Raw genomic sequence first — 23,540 nt, forward strand, 5'->3', positions numbered from 1 at the left:
TATCAATCGCCGTAATGGTTTGCAGTTTCGCACCGGGTACTAGTAGGTCATCAAGTTTGAATTGAGGGATAAAGTCGCTTCAATTTGATGCGAGCATCTGCTGTGGTAAATCGCCAATTAACAGAATGGGATTTTTGATTTCTCTGTTCTGACCAAGCAGCAATTTCCAGTTTGAGAGTATCTTGGTCAGGAAGGCGACGATCAAGACACTGATGATTCAAAACACTAAACTCAATTTCTGCCATATTCAGCCAACTGCCGTGTTTAGGAGTGTAGTGAAATTCCAATTTGTCTAAAATACGTTTGGCTTCTTCTGGTTCAAAAGCTTTATACAAAGATGCTTTAACGTGAGTATTTAGTTGGTCTTGTATTACCCCAATTTTGTCCGCTTGGGGGTAACGCTCATCCACCAAATATTTCATTTGATGAGCATAGTCAATAGCGGTTCTTTGGTCAGTAACTTCAACGTGTCTCCAACCTGTTAATGGCTCGAAAAATATAAACAGATTAGCAACTCCATTCCTTTCGTATTGATAGTCATAACGTTCTAACTGTCCTGGTTCTGGAGAAATGGGGTTCTGAGTTTCTTTAACTAACTGTTTACAACTTTCATCAAAACAAATCCAAGGATTTTTTTCGTCATAAGGACGCTTGTAAACATCTAAAATATCTTCCATACAGCAAACAAATTCTGCGTTTGCTTCCGGTGGAATTACCCAAGATTCATCGAGCCAGGGTTTCAGTTCGTTTTTTTTAATGTTTTTCTGATAGTTTCAATAGATACTTGTTCAACATAGTTGAGTTCTACCATTTTATCTGCAAGCATTTGAAGTGTCCAATTGCTCTTTCCTGTTGGGGCTTTACTACAAGCTATCGCAATTAGATAGGCTTCTTTTTCTCCATCAATTATTTGGGAACGACGTTTTTTTTGCTCTCGCCGGCTTAAGGCTGATTCCATCCCTTCTTCGACAAATCTTTGTCTTACTCTCTCTATCGTGGCATGACCAATATCTAATGGCTCACTAATCTGACTATCTGTCCATCCCCCAACTTCATGATTAATATCTGCTTTTAGCAGTATTCTGGCATGATTCATCTTATATGCTGCAATTTTTCCTTTTTTGGTCAATTGTTCTAGGAAATTTCTTTCTGACGATGTCAGAGATACGATATATTTCTTTTTCGGCACTCTTTCTCTTTCTCATCCTTCTCCTTCACATTACATCTTTTTTATTCCTCAAAACAAACTTGATGACCTACTAGTCTAAACTCCAGATATTAGGCGCGAAGTGCTTTCCTCCGCAGTGCGGATACACTTTGCGTGCGAGTAGCATTGGAACCAAAATGTACGCTAACGACTAATTCCTGTGATAACAATAAAATTTCTACCTTCTTCAACGCCTCATTGTCACCGTTTGTTCAGGCTTTGAGCGCATTTTTCCTGTGATAAAGATTGTTATCACAGGAATAGACACCTTTAAAGGCTCAGGCTACAACTCAAGTACAGTAAGCATCTTGGGCAAGCGCGTACATTCCTGTTCCAATGCTACTCACGGGCGTTACCCACATTTTTCCAACAGCTCACAAAACAGCGCCAGCAGGATTTCTTTGCTCTACTGCAAAAATCAACTCAACAAACGGCTTCCTTATCTAGTAAAGAAAAACGTCAATTTAAACGAGAGTTGCAGCGTCAACTAGAGTCCCAGTCAATTGACAATGCGGATAGCCTTGCCAGTACCCTGGTAAATCTCGGCGCGTGCGATGATATTCAACCCTTTTTGCCATTGTTAAAAGCTCCAGATGTCCAAAAGTTTTTGAAAATCACTTATGATTTTGCTAGCGTTTGGAAAAGCACCAAAACCATTACTACCACAACAGATCGTGCCGCAAAAGTCGTGTTTGCCTTGAAAACCTATGCTCATTACGACCATTCTGGAGAAAAAGTACAAGTAAATATCACTGAGGGAATTGAGACTGTACTAACCCTCTATCACAACCAACTAAAACACGGCGTAAAAGTGATTAGAAACTATAGTGAAGTACCCCCGATTTTGTGCTATCCTGATGAGCTAAATCAAGTTTGGGTAAATTTAATTCACAATGCCTTGCAAGCAATGGACTACAAGGGAATCTTGAAGATTGATGTGACGCGGCAAGAGCTTTATGTACTGGTTAGCATTACCGTTAATGGTGAGGGTATACCTGCTGAAATTATACCAAAAATCTTTGAGCCATTCTTTACCACTAAACCTGCTGGTGAAGGTAGTGGCTTAGGATTAAATATTGTTAAGAGAATTATGGAAAAACATCAAGGAAAAATTTCGGTGGAGTCGAGAGTCGGTGAAACCAGATTTACTGTGTCCTTGCCTGTATGTATATAGGGTTTTAGAGACATAGAGCTAGCACTTAAGTTCTTGATAAAAATAAAATTGATAAAAATATTGATAAAAATAAAAATCCTGCAATGTGTATCAATCCCTGTTTTTTTTACAGCTATTTTCAGTTAATTGAACCACAAATTTTCGTAGGGGCACGGCACAGAACAGCCCCTACCCCGTAGTTTATTTACTTGAAAAGCGCTGTAAGGTATTGTTCGATAAAATTAATTTGAGATGCTATAGCCCTTCTCACTTGGATGAAATACATATTTTGTGGGGTGGGCATCCGGCCCCCTCAATTTAAGACGAGCGCCAATCCCATCCCACAAGAAAAGGTTGTATTGCACTCAATCAAGAACCGCTATAGTTATGATTTCCATACCTCACATTACGGTTACTGCCAAAATCTACGAAAGCGCCAATTCCGTTGTTTATCGGGGCATTCGAGAACAGGATAACACAGCCGTCATCCTCAAGATGCTCAAGGAAGACTATCCCACCCCAGCCGAGATTACTCGCTACAAACAGGAATATGAAATTATCCGCTCGTTCAATCTCGAAGGAGTGATTAAAGCTTACAGCCAACAAAACGATCAAAGAACTTTGGCGATCGTTTTAGAAGATTTTGGCGGCGAGTCTTTACATAAATTGATCAAGGAATTGCCTTCGGGTATGACTCAATGCCCTTACCAGAATTTCTGGACATTGCCCTCAAAATCACAGAAATTTTGAGCCAGATCCACGCCGCTAATATCATTCATAAAGACATTAACCCAGCCAACATCGTCAGCAATCCAGAAACTGGAATTCTCAAAATCATTGACTTTGGCATTTGACCCACTCACCCGCACTAATCCTACTCTTAAAAATCCCAATGTTTTAGAAGGCACTTTAGCGTACATGTCGCCGGAACAAACGGGACGGATGAACCGAATGCTGGATTATCGCACGGACTTTTACTCTCTCGGTGTCACCTTTTACGAACTGCTAACGGGACAAGTGCCTTTTGAGACGAATGATGTGCTGGAGTTAGTGCATTGTCATATTGCCAAACACCCCATTCCACCGCATCAGGGGAATTCAAAGATCCCCAAAGCCGTTTCAGGTATTGTCATGAAATTGATGGCAAAAAAGGCAGAGGAACGATACCAAAGTGCCTGGGGAATAAAAGCTGATTTCGGAATGTTTAGCCAGTTAGAAGCATCAGGAACTATTCAGAATTTCCTCTTGGCACTCAAGATATTTCTGACAAGTTTCAAATCTCCCAGAAACTTTATGGACGTGAAGCGGAAGTTGAAACTTTACTGAGTGCATTTGAGCGAGTGTGCCGGGAAGAGTGGGAGAGAAGGACACAAGCAGACAAGTCAAAGTTCGGGAATCGAAATGATGCTAGTGGCAGGTTATTCCGGTATTGGTAAGTCAGCACTAGTGCAAGAAATTTATAAGCCCATTACCCAAAAGCGGGGCTATTTCATTTCCGGGAAATTTGACCAATTTCAGCGGAATATTCCTTATAGTGCTATAGTCAGTGCCTTTTCTGGATTGGTACGGCAACTGCTAAGTGAAAGTGAAGCGCAACTACAACAATGGCAAGAGCAAATATTAGCAGCTTTGGGGGTTAACGGTCAAGTCATTATTGATGTCATTCCTGAAGTAGAACTTATTATCGGCAAACAGCCAGCCGTGCCAGAAGTCGGATCAACCGAGTCGCAAAATCGTTTTAATATAGTCTTTCAAAACTTTATAAGGGTGTTCTGTAGGAAAGAGCATCCTTTGGTCATTTTTCTGGACGATTTGCAGTGGGTAGACTCGGCGACTCTCAAATTAATTCAGTTAATGATGACGGATAGCGAGTCGCAATACCTTTTTATGATTGGAGCGTATCGAGATAATGAAGTTAACCCAAATCATCCATTGATGATGACTCTTGAGGGGTTAAGACAAAAAGGGGTAGATATCAAGCAGATTACGTTAGCACCTTTAAAACAAGAGCATATAAGTCACCTAATAGCCGATACATTATATAGTGACACTAGCACGAGTTTACCCTTGGCTGAGTTGCTGTTGCGTAAAACTGGTGGTAATCCTTTCTTTGTGAATGAGTTTCTCAAAACCCTCTATGCGGAAAACCTTATTACCTTTAACCTCCCTGAGAATTTGCAACTTGAGTTTGAGATGAATAATCGACAATCCAAGTCGCTGGTTAGTTTTCACCGAGAGTTTACGGAGGAAAAACGCAAATGCTCGCTCCAAAGTCGAAAATGGTATTGGGATCTGGTTCAAATTGAAGCAAAAGATATCACCGACAATGTGGTGGAGTTGATGATTAGCAAGTTGAAAAAACTGCCAGATGCCACGCAGCAGGTTTTACGCTTAGCAGCTTGTGTAGGCGCTAAATTTGACTTAAACACCCTTGCGATTATTGGTGAAAAATCGCCTAGAAAAACTTTCCTAGACTTAGCAGCGGCACTTACTTCAGGGTTAATTTCGCCCATATCAGAGTTAGATAAAGACCTATTAATTCCAAATTATAAATTCCTGCACGACCGAGTACAACAAGCCGCTTATGGCTTGGTTGAGGAGTCGCAAAACCAAGCAATTCACTTACAAATTGGTAGTTTGCTATTACATAATACTAAGCCGGAAACGTTATTAGACAAGATATTTAAAATAGCCGATCATTTGAATCTTGGCATTAAACTTGTTACTGAACAAGAAAAACGAGATGAAATAGCCAAATTAAATTTGATGGCAGGTCAGAAAGCAAAAGCCGCTACAGCTTATGATGCTGCCAAAAGATATTTAACTACAGCAATAGAATTGCTGCCGCTTAATAGTTGGCAACGTCAGTATGACCTCACTTTAGCTTTACATGAGTCAGCCGCAGAAGCAGCGTACCTGTGCGGTCACTTCAATGAGATGGAGAAATGGGCAACGGTTGTCCTGCAACAAGCAAAAACTATTTTAGACAAAGTGAAAGCTTATGAAGTAAAAATTCAAACCTACATGGCGCAAAGCCAGCCATTGAAAGCAATCAATACTGCATTACAAGTTTTGCAGCAACTGGGGATCAGTTTTCCCGAAACGCCCAGTCAGGCGGATATTCTTCTTGAACTAGATGCCATTACATCACTCTTGAGTGAGAAACCCATCGGGGAGTTGCTCCATTTGCCCCAAATGATCGAGCCAGAGAAGTTGGCGGCGATGCAAATTCTATCGGGCATAACGATTGCCGCCCAAATTGCTGCTCCCAACTTAATGCCTCTACTTGCGTCTAAACAGGTCAACTTATCTATTCAGTATGGCAATACTTTTGTGTCTCCTTGTGCATATGCCACCTTTGGGTTAATTCTTTGTGGGATGGGAGGAAACATCAAACCGGGCTACGAGTTTGGACAGCTTGCTCTCAGGCTGTTATCACAACCTAATACCCATTCACTCAAAGCTAGGACATTGCTGTTTGTAAATCTCTTCATCATGCATTGGAAAGAACATGTTAGAGATATATTGCAGCCATTTTTAGAAGGCTATCAAAGTGGGCTAGAAACTGGAGATTTAGAGTTTGCCGCCTATTGCGCTCAAGCTTACTGCTCTCAATCGTTTGTAGCCGGAAAGGAACTCATAGGGCTTCAAGAAAATATTAGAACATACAATGAAGCAATCCGTCAACTCAAACGGGAAGCAGTACTTACCTGGCAGGAAATATTTCAGCAATCTGTCTCAAATTTGATAGAATGCTCAATCAATCCCTGCCGTCTAGTCGGCGAATTCTACAATGAGGAGAGTAGACTGCCACAACACAAAGCAGTAAATGATGGAACTGCAATCTTTCTGGTACATTTCAACAAACTTTTCCTATGCTATCTATTTTCTGAATATGCTCAGGCAGTTGAAAACTCGGTCATAGCAGAAAGTTATTGGAGCAGCGTTACACCGACACCTTTTCTTCCTTTGTACTACCTCTATGATTCCCTGGCAAGACTTGCAACGTATCCCGAAAGCAGCGCACAAGCGCAGTCGGAAATCCTCAAAAAAGTTGCCCTTAGCCAAGAGAAAATGAAAGAGTGGGCACATTATGCGCCAATGAATTATTTGCATAAATATTATTTGATGCAAGCAGAGACGGCACGAGTTTTGGGTCAGTTGCTTGAGGCAGAGGAATTGTACGAACAAGCTATCCAAGGAGCCAGGGAAAATGGATATATCCAAGAAGAAGGATTAACTTATGAATTAGCTGCCAAATTTTACCTATCTCGCGGTAGAGAAAAGATTGCTCAAACTTACATGAAAGAAGCTCACTACTGCTACGATCGCTGGGGAGCAACTGCGAAGGTCAAAGATTTAGAAACTCGATATCCGCAGTTCTTTCCTCAGCCGTCGGGCGTGGCTCACACGCCAATCAACACAACTTCTGGAACCACCTCTAGTAGCTCAGACATCGCTTTAGATTTAGCTACGGTCATGAAAGCATCCCAAGCGATTTCTGGTGAAATTTTTCTCGATAAGTTACTCAGTTCCTTGATGAAGATTCTCATTGAGAATGTTGGGGCGCAAACAGGCTTTCTCATTTTAGACAAAGCAGGGAAATTGGTAATTGAAGCTTCTGCCGAGGTGGATTCTGACACTATAAGTAACTGTAGCATTATAAAGGTGTTGCAGTCAATTCCTATTGACAACCGTCTACCTGCATCAGTCATCAACTATGTCGTCCGTACCAAAGAAAGTGTAGTCTTGAATGATGCAACTCGTGAAGGTAATTTTACACTTGATCCTTATATTAAAGAGCATCAGACCAAATCTATTTTGTGTGTACCACTTGTCAATCAAGGGCATTTGAGTGGCGTTGTCTATTTTGAGAATAATTTGATAACAAATGCTTTTACCCCTGCTAGGTTAGAAGTCTTAAAACTTTTATCATCTCAAGCGGCAATATCAATTGAAAATGCTCGTCTCTATACCGATTTAGAATCAGCCAACACTACCCTAGAAGCAAAAGTAGAACAGCGAACGCTGGAATTACAGGAAAAAAATCTGCATTTGCAGAAAGCCGAAGATACCGCACAATCTGCTAACTGTGCCAAGAGCGAATTCTTGGCCAACATGAACCATGAATTGAGAACACCACTCAACGGCATTTTGGGTTATACTCAAATCCTTAAACGAGACAAAAGTTTAATCGATTCGCATAAAGATAGTCTTAACATTATTTACCAGTGCGGCAGGCACCTACTCAACCTGATTAATGACATTTTAGACCTCTCCAAAATTGAAGCCCGGAAAATGGAACTTTACCCAAGTCATTTTCATTTTCCAGAATTTCTGAAAGAAATTACTGAAATTTGCCAGATTCGGGCGAAAGAAAAAGGAATTTTCTTGATTTACGAGCCCCTCTCCCGACTTCCTATGGGTGTTCAAGGCGATGAGAAGCGGTTGCGACAAGTGTTGATTAATTTACTCGGTAATGCCGTCAAATTTACCGAAATCGGCAGAGTAACCTTCAAAGTTGGGTATTATGACGGCAAGATGAGATTTCAGGTAGAAGATACAGGCATTGGCATAGCAACTGAGCAATTAGAAAAAATATTTTTGCCCTTTCATCAGGTGGAATACCACAGTCACAAAATTGAAGGAACAGGATTAGGACTGACAATTAGCCGTCAATTAGTTCAGATGATGGGCGGCGAATTGAAGGTAAAGAGTACTTTAGGAAAAGGAAGCGTTTTCTTCTTTGAGTTAGATTTGCCGGAAGTTGAGCAACCGACTCATGTTAACCAAGGACAACAACGTACAATTATTGGTTACAAAGGTGAAAAACGGAAAGTTTTGGTAGCAGACGATAAATGGGAAAATCGCTCAGTCCTGGTCGGTATGCTGCAACCTTTAGGATTTGAAATTGTGTCAGCAACGGATGGTCAGGATTGTTTAAATAAGGCGCGTGAGTTGAAACCTCATATTATTTTGATGGACTTGAAAATGCCGATAATGAACGGCTTAGAAGTAACCCGTCAAATTCGGGAGATGCAACTCAATATGGCGGTGATTGCTACCTCGAGCAGCGTTTTTGATTTCGAGCAACAAAAAAGTTTTGAGGCAGGTTGCAATGATTTTCTCTCTAAACCCATACTGTTAGAGGAGCTTTTAGAAAAGTTACGGCTTTACCTGAAACTGGAATGGATTTATGAAGAAAGTAATGCTGCTCAAATGACTAATTCTCTTGCAACAGAGAGGTTGGAAACAAAATCTCTAGTTGCACCGCCACCAGAGGAAATCGCTGCCCTATTTGAGCTAGCAGTGATCGGCGACCTCAGAGGTATTGTGAAGCGAGCGGAACAGCTCGAATTGAATGAAAAATGGGTACCATTTGCCTCCCATCTACGTCAATTAGCCAAAGGTTTTAAAGAGCTACAACTCCAGGAATTTATCAAACAATATAGGAGGGATTAAATGAGTGGACTAGCCAACGAAAAAGGCATCATTCTAATAGTAGATGACACGCCTGCTAGTCTAGGAATACTATTTGAATTTTTATCCGACTTTGGCTTCAGAGTCTTGGTAGCTGAAAATGGCGAAAGTGCTCTTAACAAAGTCAAATATGCTCTTCCCGATCTTATTCTCTTAGACGTACTCATGCCTGGAATAGATGGGTTTGAAACTTGTCGCCGCTTAAGAGCATCGCCAGCAACTCAAGACATCCCTGTGATTTTTATGACTGCGCTTTCTGAAACGGTGGATAAGATCAGAGGTTTAACTTTCGGGGCGGTGGATTACATTACTAAGCCGATAGATGCTGAAGAGGTTTTAGCCCGTGTCACGGTTCACTTGAGCCTACGACAGATAACCAAAAGACTAAAAGAGCAGAATGAGCGTTTGGAACAGGAGATTAAAGAACGCGATCGCGCGGAGTCAGCCCTCAAAAAACTAACATTGGAGTTAGAAAGACGGGTGGAGGAAAGAACTGCTGAAATTTCCTATTCTAATCAACTACTTGCCCAATCGAATCAAATGCTGCAACAGGAGATCGCAGAACGCCTGCAAGCAGAAGCCGAATTGGAGCGATCGCGTTCTTCACTGCAAACGAAAGCCGAATTGTTAGAACAAGCTTTGAGCGAACTCCAGCGCACTCAGGCTCAAATCATTCTATCCGAAAAAATGACAGCCCTAGGACAACTGATCGCTGGGGTGGCTCATGAAGTGAATAACCCAGTGGGCGCAATTCGTTCATCGGTGGTGAATATTTCCGAATTCTTGACTGAAAACCTCAAACAGTTACCCGAATTTTTCCAGGGACTCTCAAAAGAACGTCAGCAGGATTTTTTTGCTCTTCTGCAAAAGTCAACCCAACAAACCCCCTCCTTATCTAGCAAAGAAAAACGTCAATTTAAACGAGATTTGCAGCATCAACTAGAGTTGCAGTCGATTAAAAATGCCGAGAGTCTTGCCAGTACCCTGGTAAATATCGGCGTGTATGACAATATTCAACCCTTTTTGCCATTGTTAAAGGACCCAGATAGCGAAAAGATCTTAAAAACCGCCTATCAATTTGCTACAGTACAGAGAAGCACGATAACCATTACCGCTGCCACAGAAAAAGCCACCAAAATCGTATCTGCTCTCAAAACCTATGCTCGCTATGACCATTCTGGGTCAAAAGTACAGGCAAATATCATTGAGGAAATTGAAACTGTATTAATTCTCTATCATAATCAAATTAAACATGGGGTAGAAGTCATTAAAAACTATGGTGAATCGCCCTCAATCCCCTGCTATCCCGATGAACTCAACCAAGTTTGGACAAATCTCATCCACAATGCTCTGCAAGCGATGAATAACAAGGGAACCTTAATGATTGATGTGACACGGCAAGCTGAGAATTTGCTGGTTAGCATCACCGACAATGGCAAAGGTATCCCTCCTGAAATTATGCCGAGAATCTTTGAGCCATTCTTTACTACAAAACCTCCTGGAGAAGGCAGTGGTTTGGGATTGGATATCGTCAACAATATTGTTGCAAAACATCAAGGAAAAATTGAAGTGTCCTCGAAGCCTGGTAATACTACATTTACCGTATCATTGCCCATCAATCTAAACCAGGAGACTAGCAATGGCTAAGTCAGCGATTTTATGTGTTGATGATGAGACAGTGGTATTAGAGAGTCTTGAGCTAGAACTCCGAAGAGCCTTTAATGATGTTTACCTGTATGAATTTGCTGAAAGTGCCGAAGAAGCCCTGGAACTCCTTCAAGAACTCATAGAGGATGGGATAGAAATCATAGTAATTATCTCTGATTGGTTAATGCCCGGTATCAAGGGAGATGAATTTCTGATCGTTATTCATAAAGAATATCCAAATATTACTACAATATTGTTAACAGGACAAGCTAATAAAGAAGCAATTGAACGAGCTATAACTCAAGCTAACTTATATGCTTATTTGGCAAAACCTTGGAATAGTAAGAAACTCATTGAAACCATTAAGTCTGGCATAGCACAAAATGAGTGACTAAACCTTATGAGTAAACTTGTCATTATATGTGTTGATGATGAACAGACAATCCTTGATAGTCTGGAAGTAGAGCTGCAAAAAGCCCTAGGAGATGAATACCTCATTGAAACAGCCCAATCCAGTGAAGAAGCGCTACAGTTAGTATCAGAATTGCTAGACGAACAGTATGAAGTTCCTCTAGTCATTGCTGATTACTTCATGCCTAATATTAAAGGGGATGAATTATTAAAGCGTATTCATGCCATTTCGCCCAAAACCCTGAAAATTATGCTTACAGGGCAAGCCAGCCTGGAAGCAGTGGCTAATGCAATCAAGAATGCCAAACTATATCGTTACATTGCCAAACCCTGGGAAAGTGAAGATCTGAGATTAACAGTAAAAGAAGCAGTGAATAGCTATCTTCAGCATAAAAAGTTAGCTCAACAAAATGCCCAACTACAGCAAATGAATCAGGATCTCGCAAAATTAACTTGCGAACAAGCTGTACTGATTGCCAAACTTCAGGAGAACGAAAGCCGCTTGATACAGTTTTTGGAAGCGATGCCAGTGGGTGTAAGAGTGTTCGATGCAGAAGGCAAACCTTACTACATTAATCAGAAAGCAAAAAAGATATTTGGCAAAGAAGTCAAGTGGGATGCTACTACCGAGCAATTGTCAGAAATTTATCAAGTCTATAAAGCAGGCACTCATCAGGAGTATCCTCTAGAGAACTTGCCTCTCGTGCAGGCATTAAGGGGCAAGAATGCAACAGCTAATGACATAGAAATCCATAAAAACGGCAAGATTATCACTTTAGAGACTCGGGCAACACCTATCTATGATGTTAAAGGCAACATTGCCTATGCTATTGACGCCGTTGAGGATATTACGGAACGCAAACAGGCTGAAAAAGTCTTGGCAGATTATAATCAGACTTTAGAGAAGCAGGTCGTTGAGCGGACTTTGGAACTGCGGCAGCAAAAAGAACTTTTGCAAACTATCTTTGACCACATCCCTGTTATGGTGGTTCTTTATGATGCAAAAGGTCACATTCAATTAGTCAACCAGGAATTAGAACGCGTCCTGGGTTGGTCTGATTTAGAATTAGAAAAGCTTGACCAATTAACAGAATCTCATTTTGACCTGGAGTGTCGCCAGCAGGTTGTGGAACACGCGATCGCAGCCACTGGGAAATGGCAGGACTTTAAAATTAGGACTCAAGACGGTAGCTATGTAGAGACTTCCTGGGCAGGTATTCAACTGAGTCACGGTATGAGTATCGGTATTGGGCAAGACATTACCAATCGCAAACAAGCTGAAGCAGCATCTGTTCTGGAAGAACGCAACCGCTTGGCACGGGAAATCCATGACATTTTAGCGCAATCCTTTACTGGAATTATACTGCATATTCAAGCAGCAACACAAGTGCTAACGGATGATTTAGAAGCGACACAGGCACATCTGGAAATGATTGATGAATTGGCACGAATCGGACTTGGCGAGGCTCGTCGCTCAGTGGCAGCACTCCGTCCCCAGCTATTGGAGGAGGGCAATTTACATAGTGCCCTTCATTGCCTCGTGACTCAAATGAGAGCCGCTACGGATACTGCTCTAATTTACGAGATTAAGGGTACAGCCTATCCCTTACCCGTCGAAGTTGAGAGTAACTTACTGCGGATGGGACAGGAAGCTTTGACTAATGCCGTTAAACACGCTCATGCTGGTGAAATTCGTATTGATTTGGTGTATGAAAATACACAGTTTATTTTGCGTGTTAAGGACAACGGGCAAGGGTTTGGAGTCGGTAAAATCCCTAGCAGCGGATTTGGATTGCTAGGAATGAGCGAACGGGCAGAGCGCATTGGAGCGCAATTGATGATAAGGAGCCAGCCTGAACAGGGAACAGAAATTGTTGTGATTGTAAATCGATGAGCATAATGATGAGCCAAGCCACCACGATTCGTCTTTTAATCGTTGATGATCATTCCATTGTCAGACAAGGATTGGCAACCATTATTAACCGCGATCCAGGAATGACGGTGATTGCTCAAGCAGAAGATGGACAACAGGCGATCGAGCGCTTTCGTGAATACCAACCAGATGTAACGCTAATGGATTTACGAATGCCGCAGATGAAAGGAGTTGAAGCGATTACTGCTATTTGTGCTGAATTTAAATCTGCCCGAATTATTGTACTAACGACTTACGATGGTGATGAAGATATCTATGGCGGATTGCAGGCAGGCGCTAAAGGATATTTGCTCAAGGATGCTAGATCCAACGAGCTTCTAAATGCGATTCGCACAGTTCATTGCGGTCAGCAGTATATTCCGCCATCCGTGGGGGCAAAACTAGTACAGCGCCTTAGCAATCCAGAACTGAGTGAGCGAGAGTTAGAGGTACTTCGTTTAATGGCACAGGGCATGAGTAATCTAGACATTGCTGCTGCTTTAAGTATCGGTGAAAGCACGGTCAAATCTCATGTTAATCGAATTTTAAATAAATTGGGAGTCAATGATCGCACTCAAGCGGTGATTGTTGCAGCGAGACGAGGGATTGTCACTTTGTAGGCAAGTCGTACTCAGACATGACAAGTAAAGCGGATGCGGAGGGCAAAACAGCTTTCATGAACGGGTGGCATCTAAAATCATGGTTTTTAATTGGCAGCGCTCTGAGTGTGCTGATGTGTACTCAACCGATCGCAGCTCAAGTCGTTCCCGATAACACACTGCCGACAGCAGAGCAAACGCAAGTCACAGGCAATCCCAACTTCCAGATTGATGGCGGGGCAAGGCGGGGTGGCAATCTGTTCCACAGCTTCCAATCGTTCTCGGTGCCGACGGGCGGTAGTGCCTTCTTCAACAATGCAGCAGATGTGCAGAACATTCTGACACGAGTCACAGGTACGTCAATTTCTAATATTGATGGCTTAATCCGAGCAAACGGTACGGCGAATCTGTTTTTGCTCAATCCCAATGGCATTTTGTTTGGTCCTTCTGCCTCACTCAACATCGGGGGTTCGTTTGTTGCCACGACGGCTAATGCTCTAGGCTTTCCCAACGGCGAGGTGTTCAGCAGCGATGCAACTCAGCCGTTGCCTAGTCAATTGCTCACCGTGAATCCCAATGCTCTCTTCTTTAACCAACTCACGCCACAGCCAATAACCATTCAATCTCGTTTTAACGAGATGGTTTTCAATTCATCTAGTTTTAACGCCACGGGTTTACACGTTCCCCCTGGGCAAAACCTATTGCTCGTTGGCGGACCGATTCAACTAGATAGTGGAGAACCATTTATTCCCACAAGCCCCCCTGGACGACCCCTATTAGCTTTTTTCCTCTACCCTGGCAGACAAGAGGTTCAACCAGATGGTGGATGGTTAATTAGTCCGGGAAGCTATGTCGAGTTAGGGGCTGTAGGTGGGGTAGGAACCGTTGGTTTATCGACAGCTAGCCCTGATTGGCAACTGACGATACCCGATAGAGTGCCAAGAGCAGATGTCTCCTTAAAGAATGGTAGTGGCATTGACGTTAAAGGAGCCAGTGGCAGTATTAGAATCCTTGCCCAAAACATTGATATCTCCAAAAGTGTACTTTATATTGGAATTAAGAGCGATTTGCGATTACCCGATACGCAAACTGGAGATATTGATCTGAATGCAACTGGCTCTATCACAATGAGCCAGAGCCTCTTGGACAACTTGTTATCTGGAGTGGGAACTCTCGGTAGCGTCAATCTAAGTGCGGGCGATCGCGTCTCTTTGGATCGCGCTTTTGTATACAATACCGTGCAACCAACTGGCGTCGGTAACGCTGGCGATATCAACATCACCACCGGATCGCTTTCGCTCACCAATGGCTTTATCCTGCATTCCTACACGAATGGACAGGGAAATACAGGCAGTGTAAATATTAATGCCCGCGATACCGTCTCTGTTGATGGCAGTTATGTATCCAGTACCGTGAACCTAACTGGCGTCGGTAACACTGGCGATATCAACATCACCACCGACTCGCTTTCTCTGACCAATAACGGTAGACTGACTTCCTTTACGGGTGGACAGGGAAATGCAGGCAGTGTGAACATTAATGCCCGCGATACCGTTTCTCTCAGTCGCGCTGGACTGCTTTCCTACACGAATGGACAGGGAAATGCAGGCAGTGTAAACATTAATGCCTACAATACCATTTCTTTAGATGACAGTGGTGTATACAATCTCGTATTTCCAAATGGCATCGGTAACACTGGCGGTACCAACATCACTACAGGATCGCTTTCTCTCACCAATGGCTCTAGCCTGTATTCCGACACTTTCGGACAGGGAAATGCCGGCAGCGTGAGTATCAATGCCCGTGATCGCGTTTCCCTAGACGGTACGTCCCCCACCCTTAGCACCTATAGCCCCAGCACTATCTTTACACGAGTGGCACCAATCGGTGTAGGTCAAGGCGGAAATGTGACGATTACCACTAGCTCGCTGTCTCTAACCAACGGGGGTGCCGTGAATACCTCCACCTTGGGGCAGGGAAATGCCGGTCGCGTCACCATTAATGCTCGCGATGTACACATTAGTGGAACAGCTCCTAGTTATACCGCCTACGACGGTGAAGTTATTAACTTCCCTAGTGGGGTGACTACCTCAGTTAGGCCACGAGCGGTGGGAAACGGAGGGGACGTAACCATTACCACAGGCTCACTCTCTGTTTCTGACTCTGGCACAATCAACACGAATGCACAGGGGCAAGGCAGGGCAGGGAATATCCAAATTCAGGCGAGCGATGCCGTCGAGTTTGATGGCGGAGATGCCATCAGCACGCTTGAGCAAAGGGGAGTAGGCAGGGGCGGCGATATTAACATTGAGGCGCGATCGCTCTCCCTGGGCAACGGTGCAAAGCTCTCCGCTTCCACGGCTGGCGAGGGAGACGCGGGCAACATCACCGTGAACACGCCAGAGCTACAGTTGTCAGGGGGAACCAGCGGTCTATTTGCTCAAACCACCAGTTCTGGAAGTGCAGGTAACTTGACGATTCAAGCGCGTGGAAACGGGCAAAGTGTGCGGGTGAACCTGCAAGACGGCGCACAAATCTCGGCTTCGACAAGGGGCAGTGGTCATGGGGGACAGCTAACAATTACTGCTCCAGAATCCGTTACTCTCACCGGGAATGGTTCGATTATTGCCGCCGGGACAGGTAGCAGTGGCAATGGCGGCAACTTAAATCTTCGCACAGGCACCCTCAACATCCAAAACGGGGCAGAAGTGACAGTCAGCAGTTCAGGTACAGGCAATGCCGGCAACCTGGAAGTGGATGCCAATCAAATCTATCTCGACAACCAGGGCAGAATTCGGGCAGACACGACGGGCGGTGGGGGCAATATAAATTTGCGATCGCCCCTGATTCTGTTGCGAAACGGTAGTAACATCACAACCAACGCCACAGGAAACAACATTCCCGGTGGCAATATTGAGATTGATAGCCGATTTCTGGTTGCTGGCAAGAGTGAAGATAGCAATATCAGCGCCAACTCAGAGGATTTTCGTGGCGGTAATGTCAGTATCAATGCCTATTCGATTTTTGGCATTCAACCGCGTTTTCAACCGACCTCCTTAAGTGATATCACTGCCACGGGAGCGAACTCTGCCTTAAGTGGCACAATCAATGTCACCACAGCAGGAATTGACCCGACTTCTGGTTTAGTTGAATTACCGACTGAATTTGTAGATCCGTCGCGGTTGATTGCGGCTGGCTGTCCCGCTAACGAGGGCAACTCATTCATTATCACTGGTCGGGGTGGTTTACCTCCTACTCCTGAACAGGAATTAGACGATGATGCCGAGTGGCAAGACCGACGTAGACTAACAGTTCCTCAGCAAACCCCACAGCTGCCCACACCCCGCATCGTTCGGCAGAGGCTCACGGCCGAAGCCCGAAACACTCACACCCCAAACCCCAAATCCTACACCCCAATCATTGAAGCAACCGGATGGCAGAAAACTGCCAGTGGAGAAATCATCCTGGTTGCTACCACACCTGAACGTACGGTGCAGTATCCGTTGAATTTGGCAGTTAAATGCATTGGTAGGTACTAAATAAGGTCGATATGTCAAAAATCACATGAGTAGAGACGCGCTGTTTGAAGCGTCTCTACATTGTGTTCCTGATAAGAATTCTAGTCTTATAGCAACAGCCAAGGTGGTTAGGACATCAACAGATGATAAAACCTAGACACAAAAAGACTTTTCACCCAGTCCCCAGTCCAAGCGTCCCCTGCTATATCACCAAGGGTATTGGTCAATAAGCAAGAGTAATTGAGAATTCACCTATGTATGCCTTTCCTAAAGTTCTGTACAGTGCTTCATATGTACACGCGAGTGAAGGAAGCTCTGTGGGTGTCATGGTTTCACCCAACCTCTTTAATTTGCACAGGTTTGTCAAAGCAACTGAAATTGACAACATCAGAAGGGGTTTGAGTAGCAGGATCAATAGAAGTATCCAAAACACCAGCTACTTGCAGCGTTTTTGTCACGAGTTCAGAACAGAAAAAGGCATCGTAATCTGGCTTTGTCTCCATCCCACAAGCATCTTCAATCTTAAGCAGAGGAATACCGCAGACTTGTGTGTAAGCGTAAGGCACTTTTTCGGCATAAATGTTCCTTGCCCAAGTCAGCATTTGATCCAATTGTGCTTGTGGGATAGGATTTTTGAGTGGAACCCAAAAAGCTGAACCATCATACATTGATAACCGTTGCGAGAGAAAATGTAGTTGTACGCCTTTGATGGCTTGACGACCATCCGCGTCTGAAAGTTGGATTTCAGTTGTTGACTCAATGAGTAATACCATTTCTCCAAGTAGAAGAGACTTATCGTTTAAAACTATTCCTACATGAGAATACTCTGAATTTGTTAACAGCTTAATCATAGTAGAAAAGCCAGCACGACCGCTAAAGGCAATAACATCACCAGGTTTCATCTGAGGACGATATTGTTCATATAAATCTACTGGGCTGGGTTTTCTGGTTGTTACAGTCATTTTTTTTCCCTCCGTTAAGTTTTTAATTTCAAAAGAGACTAATTCAACTGTTTAGTTAGACTCCATCTGTATTCACAATGACAAAAAGTAAGTTTGTATCCAAAATGTTGTGCTTTTTGTGAACAATTGGCATATAGCAGTCCTCTGTTTTTATTAGTGCTGGTTTTGGGTAAAAAATTAGTGTTCAAATATGAACAATTACTTCGCACTTTTTAAAGTCATTAAAGGAAGAAACCGTTGAGGAAGGTACTCCCATTTCACCGCATCTTTGGTAATCTTTTGTCGCAATAACTTAGCTTCTGGAAGCTTGATTTCATCACATAGTGTGACAATATCTACAACAATTGCGTACCAAAGTAAGAAAGTCTGAGTGCGTCCTAGAGCAAGAAACTGAGATGCTTTTTCCAAAAAAGTAGCGATATTGTTATCTACAAATGCTTGCTTGATTATGAACCAGGCGTATGCTTGTTGGTCATCTTGAGACTTACTATTGGCTTGTAACTGCACATAATAATGAGCAATTGTCAACAGATAACGAGCAATCTGGCGCTTTTTTCCAGCTAAGATAATAGCAATTTCGCAACTTATTTGTGTGAACGTCGCTGCGACAACTTCTGGAGATTGACGTGCAATCTGCTCAGAACTCCATGAGCCTGAAAAAGGCAACTCCTCTAATACTCCTTGAAGGTAAGCTAGCAATTGAGAAGCCAGTTCAACAGCGCAATCTAACCACATTTGTCGTGCATAAGTACGCACAATATTATGTAATAACTGAATGCGGTGTATATGAAGAATTCCGTACCCGTATTCTTCCTCTAAAATGGTGTCAATTGCTAAAGCATTATCAATTCTAATGCGAACTTGGTCAAAATTTTCAAGGCGATAGTCGAGGTAGGATTCTGATTGTTCTAGAAAAGATTCATACAATAGCCTAGCTTCACGAGAAAGTAAATTCGACTCCAAGGGTGCGTGTGCTTCTGCAAAAAGCTGTTGAGCAGTTGCAAATTGTCCACGACGAGCTGCAATCACAGCTTGGTCGCGAGTATTCCCCCCTTGACTTATTAAAGCCTGCTCTGTAAGTGACAAACGGCTTTTTATTTGTGTTTGGAGTATCTGGTGGAATAAATCGCTAGAACCGAGTTCGATAGGCTTGGCACAGCCAATTTGATACTGTTTTAGAGTAGTTTCAAGTAGCCTACTGTAGGAATTCAACATTGACGAAAAATAATTTTCATGTTCTGTGTGGCAAAATGAGAATAATGTTAGATAAAAATTGTCTACTTTGTAGGTGAAACTTGTGTTTCAAAGTCTGACTTATTTGGACCAGGTAAAAAACTAGGCGTGTAAACTCGGTCTTTAGCTTCGACACGTCCGATGATTGCAGTTCCTACACCACATAGAATTAGCACTGCTTGCCCAGCGTCCTCAATAGTAATTTTGTGGGCTTTGAGACTATCTACACCAAGTGGTACTAAGGCTGCAACTGCTGATAATATGGCTCCCCAAAAAGTTCTACTTGTAAAGATAGTTTTAGCTGTATTTTCGGAGAAAATTGATTGATTTGGTTGTTGGTTTGAAGTGTTCATAATAATTTCCTCAATTTCTGATTATGTATGTGTATTGGGAAAAATGAGTGAACCTCTAATTTCCCTGCGACATCATTATTGTTTGGCTTCAAATTCTCCTGAATCTAACCAATCCTGTTTTATAATTGTCCACCAATCATTTGTGAGGGGTTGTAATACGTATTCATAAGGAAGCCAGCCATACCCATTTTCACCCCATCCAGAACCCCAGGAATTTTTGATGAGAATTGCTCCTGTTGTTTCTACACCTGTTGCGTCTGTATTCTTAATTTTGATGTTATCATCATATCCGACTGCTGCTATGGTATGACCAGCCCAATGAGTATCCGAATCGCTGGGAAAAGGTATCCTTCCAGTTTTTGTAGCCTGTTGAATAGAGCTAGCATGAAGGATAGTTCCAAACATCAGAGGACGACTAACCGCTAAATTTGCCTTAACTTGCTGTAAAACCACATCTCTGGATATGCCTTTGGCATCAATGCGATAATATTCCAGCGCTTTATAGTCTTCAGCAAGAGCGTAGCAAAATGCAGGAGGTTCCTCATAAAGCTTTGTTTGATCATAAGCCCAGTATTCTTCTGGTGGCACACCGAAGAGTGCCAAAGCTTTCATTGTTGTTCTGGGATTTGCCCCTTTGTCTTCTACATAGTGCAGCAAGTTCCTTGTCACTTTGTAGAGAAAAAGCCTAGAGGTATCTAAGTATCTGCTAAAAGCCTTTTTCTCATAGTACTCCACTAATGTGATAGCTGCATGTGCCGTACATGAATTGATATTGCCCTGGTCCTCGATTGGAGGACACCATTCTCTCAAATCTACAGATGTTGGTAGACCAGCGGATGTATCTAAAAGTTTGACTTTATCTCGTGTGTCAACAGGGTCGGCTATCCAACCCGTACCTTTTGCTTGTTGTGGTAGTTGAATATCGCTCATTGGTTTTTACCTTGTGACAAAAGTCTTCCTTGTGGCTTGTTTGCTACGACGAAACCCACCGATGTCGATATATCCTCCAGGAGATTCTGATGTCTTTGGCAGAGGTGAGTAGGGTTCGTTAATAGCCAAACTCAACAACCGACCACTAAGTTCTAGCAAAATCTTACGTTCTTGAAGTTCATGCGTAATCGGTTCAATATCTTGCCAGGAAATGTCCAGCCCGGGCTGCGTTCGCAGTGCTGTTACTAGCTCCCGATGTGTCAAAGCGCGATCGCAGACTTTATACACCCAATATGCCAACCCTTCCAGGCTGTGCAGACGCTCAACTGCACAAGGTCTAGTGTCAGTGATAGCAATGCGATCGCCATCATCGCTCATACTTAACATAGGTAAATCATTTGGTTTGGAAAACCTGTATTGCCAGGATTGAAGCCATTCTCTTAGACAGGCTTTGAGTTTTTCTAGCCCTGGACGATCTAATCTGACGCTTGTCGAATCACTTTTCTGACGGACTAAGTCATTAGTATCCTCAAAAAAGTATACAAGATCAGCAAGCACCTCTTGCGAGAAAGGATAGATGTATTTATACATCTCGTTAGGCAAGAGCGTCAGTCCCCAATTGGCTGGCTGCTGATGATACGGGCTAAAGCGATCGTACCGTATTTGGTAAATAGACTCAGGTGGCTCCAGATGAGCAATCAAAGGAAGCCATTCACCTATCTCGCTGTACCACTCGTCTCTTTCTCCTGGCATATTTGTAATAAAATTCCAGGCTACAGTGATTCCGTATTCCCTCGCCCATTTCAGTAACTGAACATTCATCCAACCTGTGTTGCCTTTGTTAAGTAACTTTAAAGCAGCGTCATGCATATTCTCAATACCTGGTTGAATCCAGAAAACACCTGCATCAGCGAGCTGTTGCATATGTTCACGCTTCAAATTCGCTTTTGTTTCGTAAAAGATTTTGTACGGTTCATTTGCTGCTGCAAGGATAGGAAGAACCGTATTGATATAGGACATATCTAGGATATTATCAACGACTTCAATCTTTCGTACGCCGTACCGCTCGGACAAATGGGTGAACTCTTGAACAACCCGCTGTGGGGATTTCGACCGATAGCTCATACCGCTGCCATTAAGACCGCAGAACGTACAATGATGTTTCTGTCCCCACCAACAGCCACGAGCAGTTTCAACGAGAAGCCCAGGCTGAATATAAGGAGCAATCTGGGAAGTGCGCAGCGTTTCAAAGTAATCGTCATAATCAGGAATCGGCACTCGATCCAAATTCTGTACGGAAGCTCTCGGCGCTTGCACTACGACTGCACCCGAATGACGATGAGCTGGACTGATGACGCCGTAAGGCAACTTTTTAGGGTCAACATCACGACCATAATCCAGAATTTTACGGCACAAGTCGGGCAACAGGTCGTCTCCTTCACCTGACACAACAAAGTCCACCCAAGGAAACTCTCGGTGAGTCGTTATACCCATCACTTCTTCGCAGTTAGCACCGCCCATGAGTGTGATAATATTTGGTTCCAGATCTCGGATGCGCTTTAGGAGAGCCAGTGAAGCGCAGTGCTGTTCAAATGTAGAGCTGCAGCCGACAATCCGGGGTTGTAAATTCAGAACGGACTGAGCCACACGGTCAATGAATGACGCTGCTTTCTCACGAACCCCCAAAAGCATCTCCTTCGGATCTGCGCCAAGAAAGTCTGTGAGATAGCCGCCTTTTTCTAGAACTATGCCCAGATATTCTGAATGGTCAGGCTGAAAATCTGGAAATGCTGCCCCAGAAAATGTCCACTCACCCACGAAATTCATAAAGAGGATGTTGCTAAGTGCAGTGTACACGTCGAGACCAATTTCTTCTGCAAACCAAATATTTGGGTAAACGACTGTCGATTGGATCTTGTTTTGCTCAAGGCTTGCTTTTAGCAATCCCAGCCCAATTGAGGGTCGTTGAACGGCAGCGTAAGGCATTAATACTAGGCAAATATCAGTCATGGCTTTCCGCTTTGCAATGAGATTTGTAAAGTGTTGAAATTAAAATTTATATATTGACAAAATTGTAATTTTATGTGTCAAATTAAGCACGGTACAGCAATCTTTCTGGTGAAATTGCTTGGATGTCCAAACGGTTTTGGTGTAAGTCTCCATAAAGGTTGAGATAGTCGATTTCTTCTGGGGTTAGTTTGCCTTGTTTGACACCGGCGATCGCCACATCAATTTCTTCGCGACTTCGCAACCCCGTTAAGCAAACATCTACACAGTTTTGGCTCAAAGAATAGCGATAGAAATCAGGTGCTTTTGGTTGCCAACATCCCGTTGGCAAACCAGTAGGAATCTCCCAAAGTCTACCAGAATGATAACTAGTGGACTTAAATGTGACAATTCCGGGTCGCTGCAAGTCTTGAGGATTCAGTTGATGAAAAATTTGACTTTGGGCATAACGATGACCCGCATTGTGTCTGACCATCACGACATCTAAAAGTGGACTATTTAACCATTGGCTAGCTAGATTAATATCATGGAAAGATGCACCAATGTAGCGGACTAATCCCATTTCTTTTAAGCGTTCTGACGTTCCAACCATTTCTTCTATGGCGTGTTTATAGAAGGAATGACTGCTTTTTAAATCAGGAGAAAGTTGTAAACAATCCTGTAAAATTTGTCCGTCATTAGCATCTATCCAACCCCAAAAAAACACATCAATATAATCAATTCCTAGTTCCATAAACTGATCGAGTAAAGCAGCGATCGCCGCCTTTGGACTTTTGATGTAAGTCACAGTTGCCAGCACCACTTGCTCGCGCACTGAAGAAGCCCGTCCGCATAATTGACGCAGTGCATCAGACATCGAACTGTACATAAAGTGGTGCAAATCACTGGAATAGAAAAAGTAGTTAATTCCCTGCTCAAAAGCGTAAAGAGTATCTGCACTCGAAACGCCACCTCCCCCACCCAAACCAAGACAACTCACTGTTAAATCAGTCCGCCCAAGTTTGCGATAGAATGGCATCTCAGATTCTGGAAATTTATCAGTTGTATGACCGACTGGAGTTGGTAGAATTATTGATTTCATACAGCACATTCGGAGTTTATGAGGTACAGTAGCAGCAATTGGTAAAC

At 43.2% G+C, this 23,540-nt stretch carries 17 protein-coding genes; 10 read left to right on the plus strand and 7 right to left on the minus strand.

Features of this window, described 5'->3' with window-relative positions:
* Nucleotides 1-50 precede the first annotated feature (50 nt).
* A protein-coding gene (locus tag V5G28_RS28485; protein ID WP_332996872.1) for an IS630 family transposase occupies nucleotides 51-1,189 on the minus strand; the annotation gives its coding sequence in 2 pieces (ribosomal slippage) (nucleotides 51-757 and nucleotides 757-1,189; 1,140 coding nt in all).
* A 493-nt stretch (nucleotides 1,190-1,682) separates the two neighbouring features.
* On the opposite strand from V5G28_RS28485, the gene V5G28_RS28490 reads away from it, so the two are divergent.
* The 10 genes from V5G28_RS28490 (at nucleotide 1,683) to V5G28_RS28535 (ending at nucleotide 16,948) form a co-directional block, all read left to right on the plus strand.
* The gene (locus tag V5G28_RS28490; protein WP_332996874.1) at nucleotides 1,683-2,381 is read left to right on the plus strand and encodes a sensor histidine kinase; all 699 of its coding nucleotides are present in this window, start codon (nucleotides 1,683-1,685) and stop codon (nucleotides 2,379-2,381) included.
* Nucleotides 2,382-2,747: 366 nt separating this feature from the next.
* Entirely contained in the window at nucleotides 2,748-3,110 is a 363-nt protein-coding gene (locus V5G28_RS28495; RefSeq protein ID WP_336231396.1) for a protein kinase domain-containing protein, read from the plus strand.
* Complete coding sequence (locus V5G28_RS28500) at nucleotides 3,107-3,214, plus strand: protein kinase domain-containing protein (RefSeq protein WP_336231397.1); 108 nt, start codon at nucleotides 3,107-3,109, stop codon at nucleotides 3,212-3,214. The genes V5G28_RS28495 and V5G28_RS28500 overlap by 4 nt, the downstream gene beginning before the upstream one ends.
* Nucleotides 3,204-3,686, plus strand: a complete 483-nt coding sequence (locus V5G28_RS28505; protein ID WP_336231398.1) for a serine/threonine protein kinase — start codon at nucleotides 3,204-3,206, stop codon at nucleotides 3,684-3,686. Before V5G28_RS28500 ends, V5G28_RS28505 begins: the two co-directional genes overlap by 11 nt.
* 75 nt (nucleotides 3,687-3,761) lie before the next feature.
* Nucleotides 3,762-8,822 (plus strand): ATP-binding response regulator, encoded by a 5,061-nt coding sequence (locus tag V5G28_RS28510; RefSeq protein ID WP_442994301.1) that lies wholly within the window; start codon nucleotides 3,762-3,764, stop codon nucleotides 8,820-8,822.
* Nucleotides 8,823-10,487: a hybrid sensor histidine kinase/response regulator gene (locus V5G28_RS28515; protein ID WP_332996884.1), complete on the plus strand. Its 1,665-nt coding sequence runs from the start codon at nucleotides 8,823-8,825 to the stop codon at nucleotides 10,485-10,487.
* Nucleotides 10,480-10,878, plus strand: coding sequence for a response regulator (locus V5G28_RS28520; RefSeq protein WP_332996885.1), 399 nt, complete (start codon nucleotides 10,480-10,482; stop codon nucleotides 10,876-10,878). Before V5G28_RS28515 ends, V5G28_RS28520 begins: the two co-directional genes overlap by 8 nt.
* Nucleotides 10,879-10,887: 9 nt before the next feature.
* Complete coding sequence (locus V5G28_RS28525) at nucleotides 10,888-12,792, plus strand: PAS domain S-box protein (RefSeq protein ID WP_336231400.1); 1,905 nt, start codon at nucleotides 10,888-10,890, stop codon at nucleotides 12,790-12,792.
* Between the two features lie 8 nt (nucleotides 12,793-12,800).
* On the plus strand, nucleotides 12,801-13,430 hold the full coding sequence (locus tag V5G28_RS28530; protein ID WP_336231401.1) for a response regulator transcription factor: 630 nt from the start codon (nucleotides 12,801-12,803) through the stop codon (nucleotides 13,428-13,430).
* Nucleotides 13,431-13,447: 17 nt separating this feature from the next.
* Nucleotides 13,448-16,948 carry a two-partner secretion domain-containing protein gene (locus V5G28_RS28535; protein ID WP_332996889.1) on the plus strand — a complete coding sequence of 1,167 codons (3,501 nt, stop codon included), beginning with the start codon at nucleotides 13,448-13,450 and terminating at the stop codon, nucleotides 16,946-16,948.
* A 311-nt stretch (nucleotides 16,949-17,259) separates the two neighbouring features.
* Here the strand turns inward: V5G28_RS28535 and V5G28_RS28540 are convergent, their stop codons facing one another.
* From V5G28_RS28540 to V5G28_RS28565, 6 genes are all read right to left on the minus strand, one after another.
* A complete protein-coding gene (locus tag V5G28_RS28540; protein WP_332996891.1) occupies nucleotides 17,260-17,889 on the minus strand; it encodes a hypothetical protein in 630 nt (209 codons plus the stop codon).
* Nucleotides 17,890-18,087: 198 nt separating this feature from the next.
* Nucleotides 18,088-19,104 (minus strand): hypothetical protein, encoded by a 1,017-nt coding sequence (locus V5G28_RS28545; protein WP_332996893.1) that lies wholly within the window; start codon nucleotides 19,102-19,104, stop codon nucleotides 18,088-18,090.
* A gap of 62 nt (nucleotides 19,105-19,166) precedes the next feature.
* Complete coding sequence (locus V5G28_RS28550; RefSeq protein WP_332996895.1) at nucleotides 19,167-19,475, minus strand: hypothetical protein; 309 nt, start codon at nucleotides 19,473-19,475, stop codon at nucleotides 19,167-19,169.
* Nucleotides 19,476-19,550: 75 nt separating this feature from the next.
* The gene (locus V5G28_RS28555; RefSeq protein ID WP_332996897.1) at nucleotides 19,551-20,405 is read right to left on the minus strand and encodes a C1 family peptidase; all 855 of its coding nucleotides are present in this window, start codon (nucleotides 20,403-20,405) and stop codon (nucleotides 19,551-19,553) included.
* Between the two features lie 6 nt (nucleotides 20,406-20,411).
* Nucleotides 20,412-22,415 (minus strand): RiPP maturation radical SAM C-methyltransferase, encoded by a 2,004-nt coding sequence (locus V5G28_RS28560; RefSeq protein WP_332996899.1) that lies wholly within the window; start codon nucleotides 22,413-22,415, stop codon nucleotides 20,412-20,414.
* An 82-nt stretch (nucleotides 22,416-22,497) separates the two neighbouring features.
* Nucleotides 22,498-23,502, minus strand: coding sequence for an aldo/keto reductase (locus tag V5G28_RS28565; protein WP_336231402.1), 1,005 nt, complete (start codon nucleotides 23,500-23,502; stop codon nucleotides 22,498-22,500).
* Nucleotides 23,503-23,540: the final 38 nt, after the last annotated feature.

The sequence above is a fragment of the Scytonema sp. PRP1 genome, from assembly GCF_036697665.2.
GTDB classification, from domain to species: Bacteria; Cyanobacteriota; Cyanobacteriia; order Cyanobacteriales; family Nostocaceae; genus Kalymmatonema; species Kalymmatonema gypsitolerans.

Bases quoted from the DNA above. Each gene is read 5' to 3' on its own strand.
- V5G28_RS28540 (WP_332996891.1), bottom strand. From the start codon at position 17,889: ATGACTGTAACAACCAGAAAACCCAGCCCAGTAGATTTATATGAACAA.
- V5G28_RS28495 (WP_336231396.1), top strand. From the start codon at position 2,748: ATGATTTCCATACCTCACATTACGGTTACTGCCAAAATCTACGAAAGC.
- V5G28_RS28550 (WP_332996895.1), bottom strand. From the start codon at position 19,475: ATGAACACTTCAAACCAACAACCAAATCAATCAATTTTCTCCGAAAAT.
- V5G28_RS28515 (WP_332996884.1), top strand. From the start codon at position 8,823: ATGAGTGGACTAGCCAACGAAAAAGGCATCATTCTAATAGTAGATGAC.
- V5G28_RS28535 (WP_332996889.1), top strand. From the start codon at position 13,448: ATGACAAGTAAAGCGGATGCGGAGGGCAAAACAGCTTTCATGAACGGG.
- V5G28_RS28545 (WP_332996893.1), bottom strand. From the start codon at position 19,104: ATGTTGAATTCCTACAGTAGGCTACTTGAAACTACTCTAAAACAGTAT.
- V5G28_RS28565 (WP_336231402.1), bottom strand. From the start codon at position 23,502: ATGTGCTGTATGAAATCAATAATTCTACCAACTCCAGTCGGTCATACA.
- V5G28_RS28555 (WP_332996897.1), bottom strand. From the start codon at position 20,405: ATGAGCGATATTCAACTACCACAACAAGCAAAAGGTACGGGTTGGATA.
- V5G28_RS28530 (WP_336231401.1), top strand. From the start codon at position 12,801: ATGAGCCAAGCCACCACGATTCGTCTTTTAATCGTTGATGATCATTCC.
- V5G28_RS28510 (WP_442994301.1), top strand. From the start codon at position 3,762: ATGATGCTAGTGGCAGGTTATTCCGGTATTGGTAAGTCAGCACTAGTG.
- V5G28_RS28560 (WP_332996899.1), bottom strand. From the start codon at position 22,415: ATGACTGATATTTGCCTAGTATTAATGCCTTACGCTGCCGTTCAACGA.
- V5G28_RS28520 (WP_332996885.1), top strand. From the start codon at position 10,480: ATGGCTAAGTCAGCGATTTTATGTGTTGATGATGAGACAGTGGTATTA.
- V5G28_RS28525 (WP_336231400.1), top strand. From the start codon at position 10,888: ATGAGTAAACTTGTCATTATATGTGTTGATGATGAACAGACAATCCTT.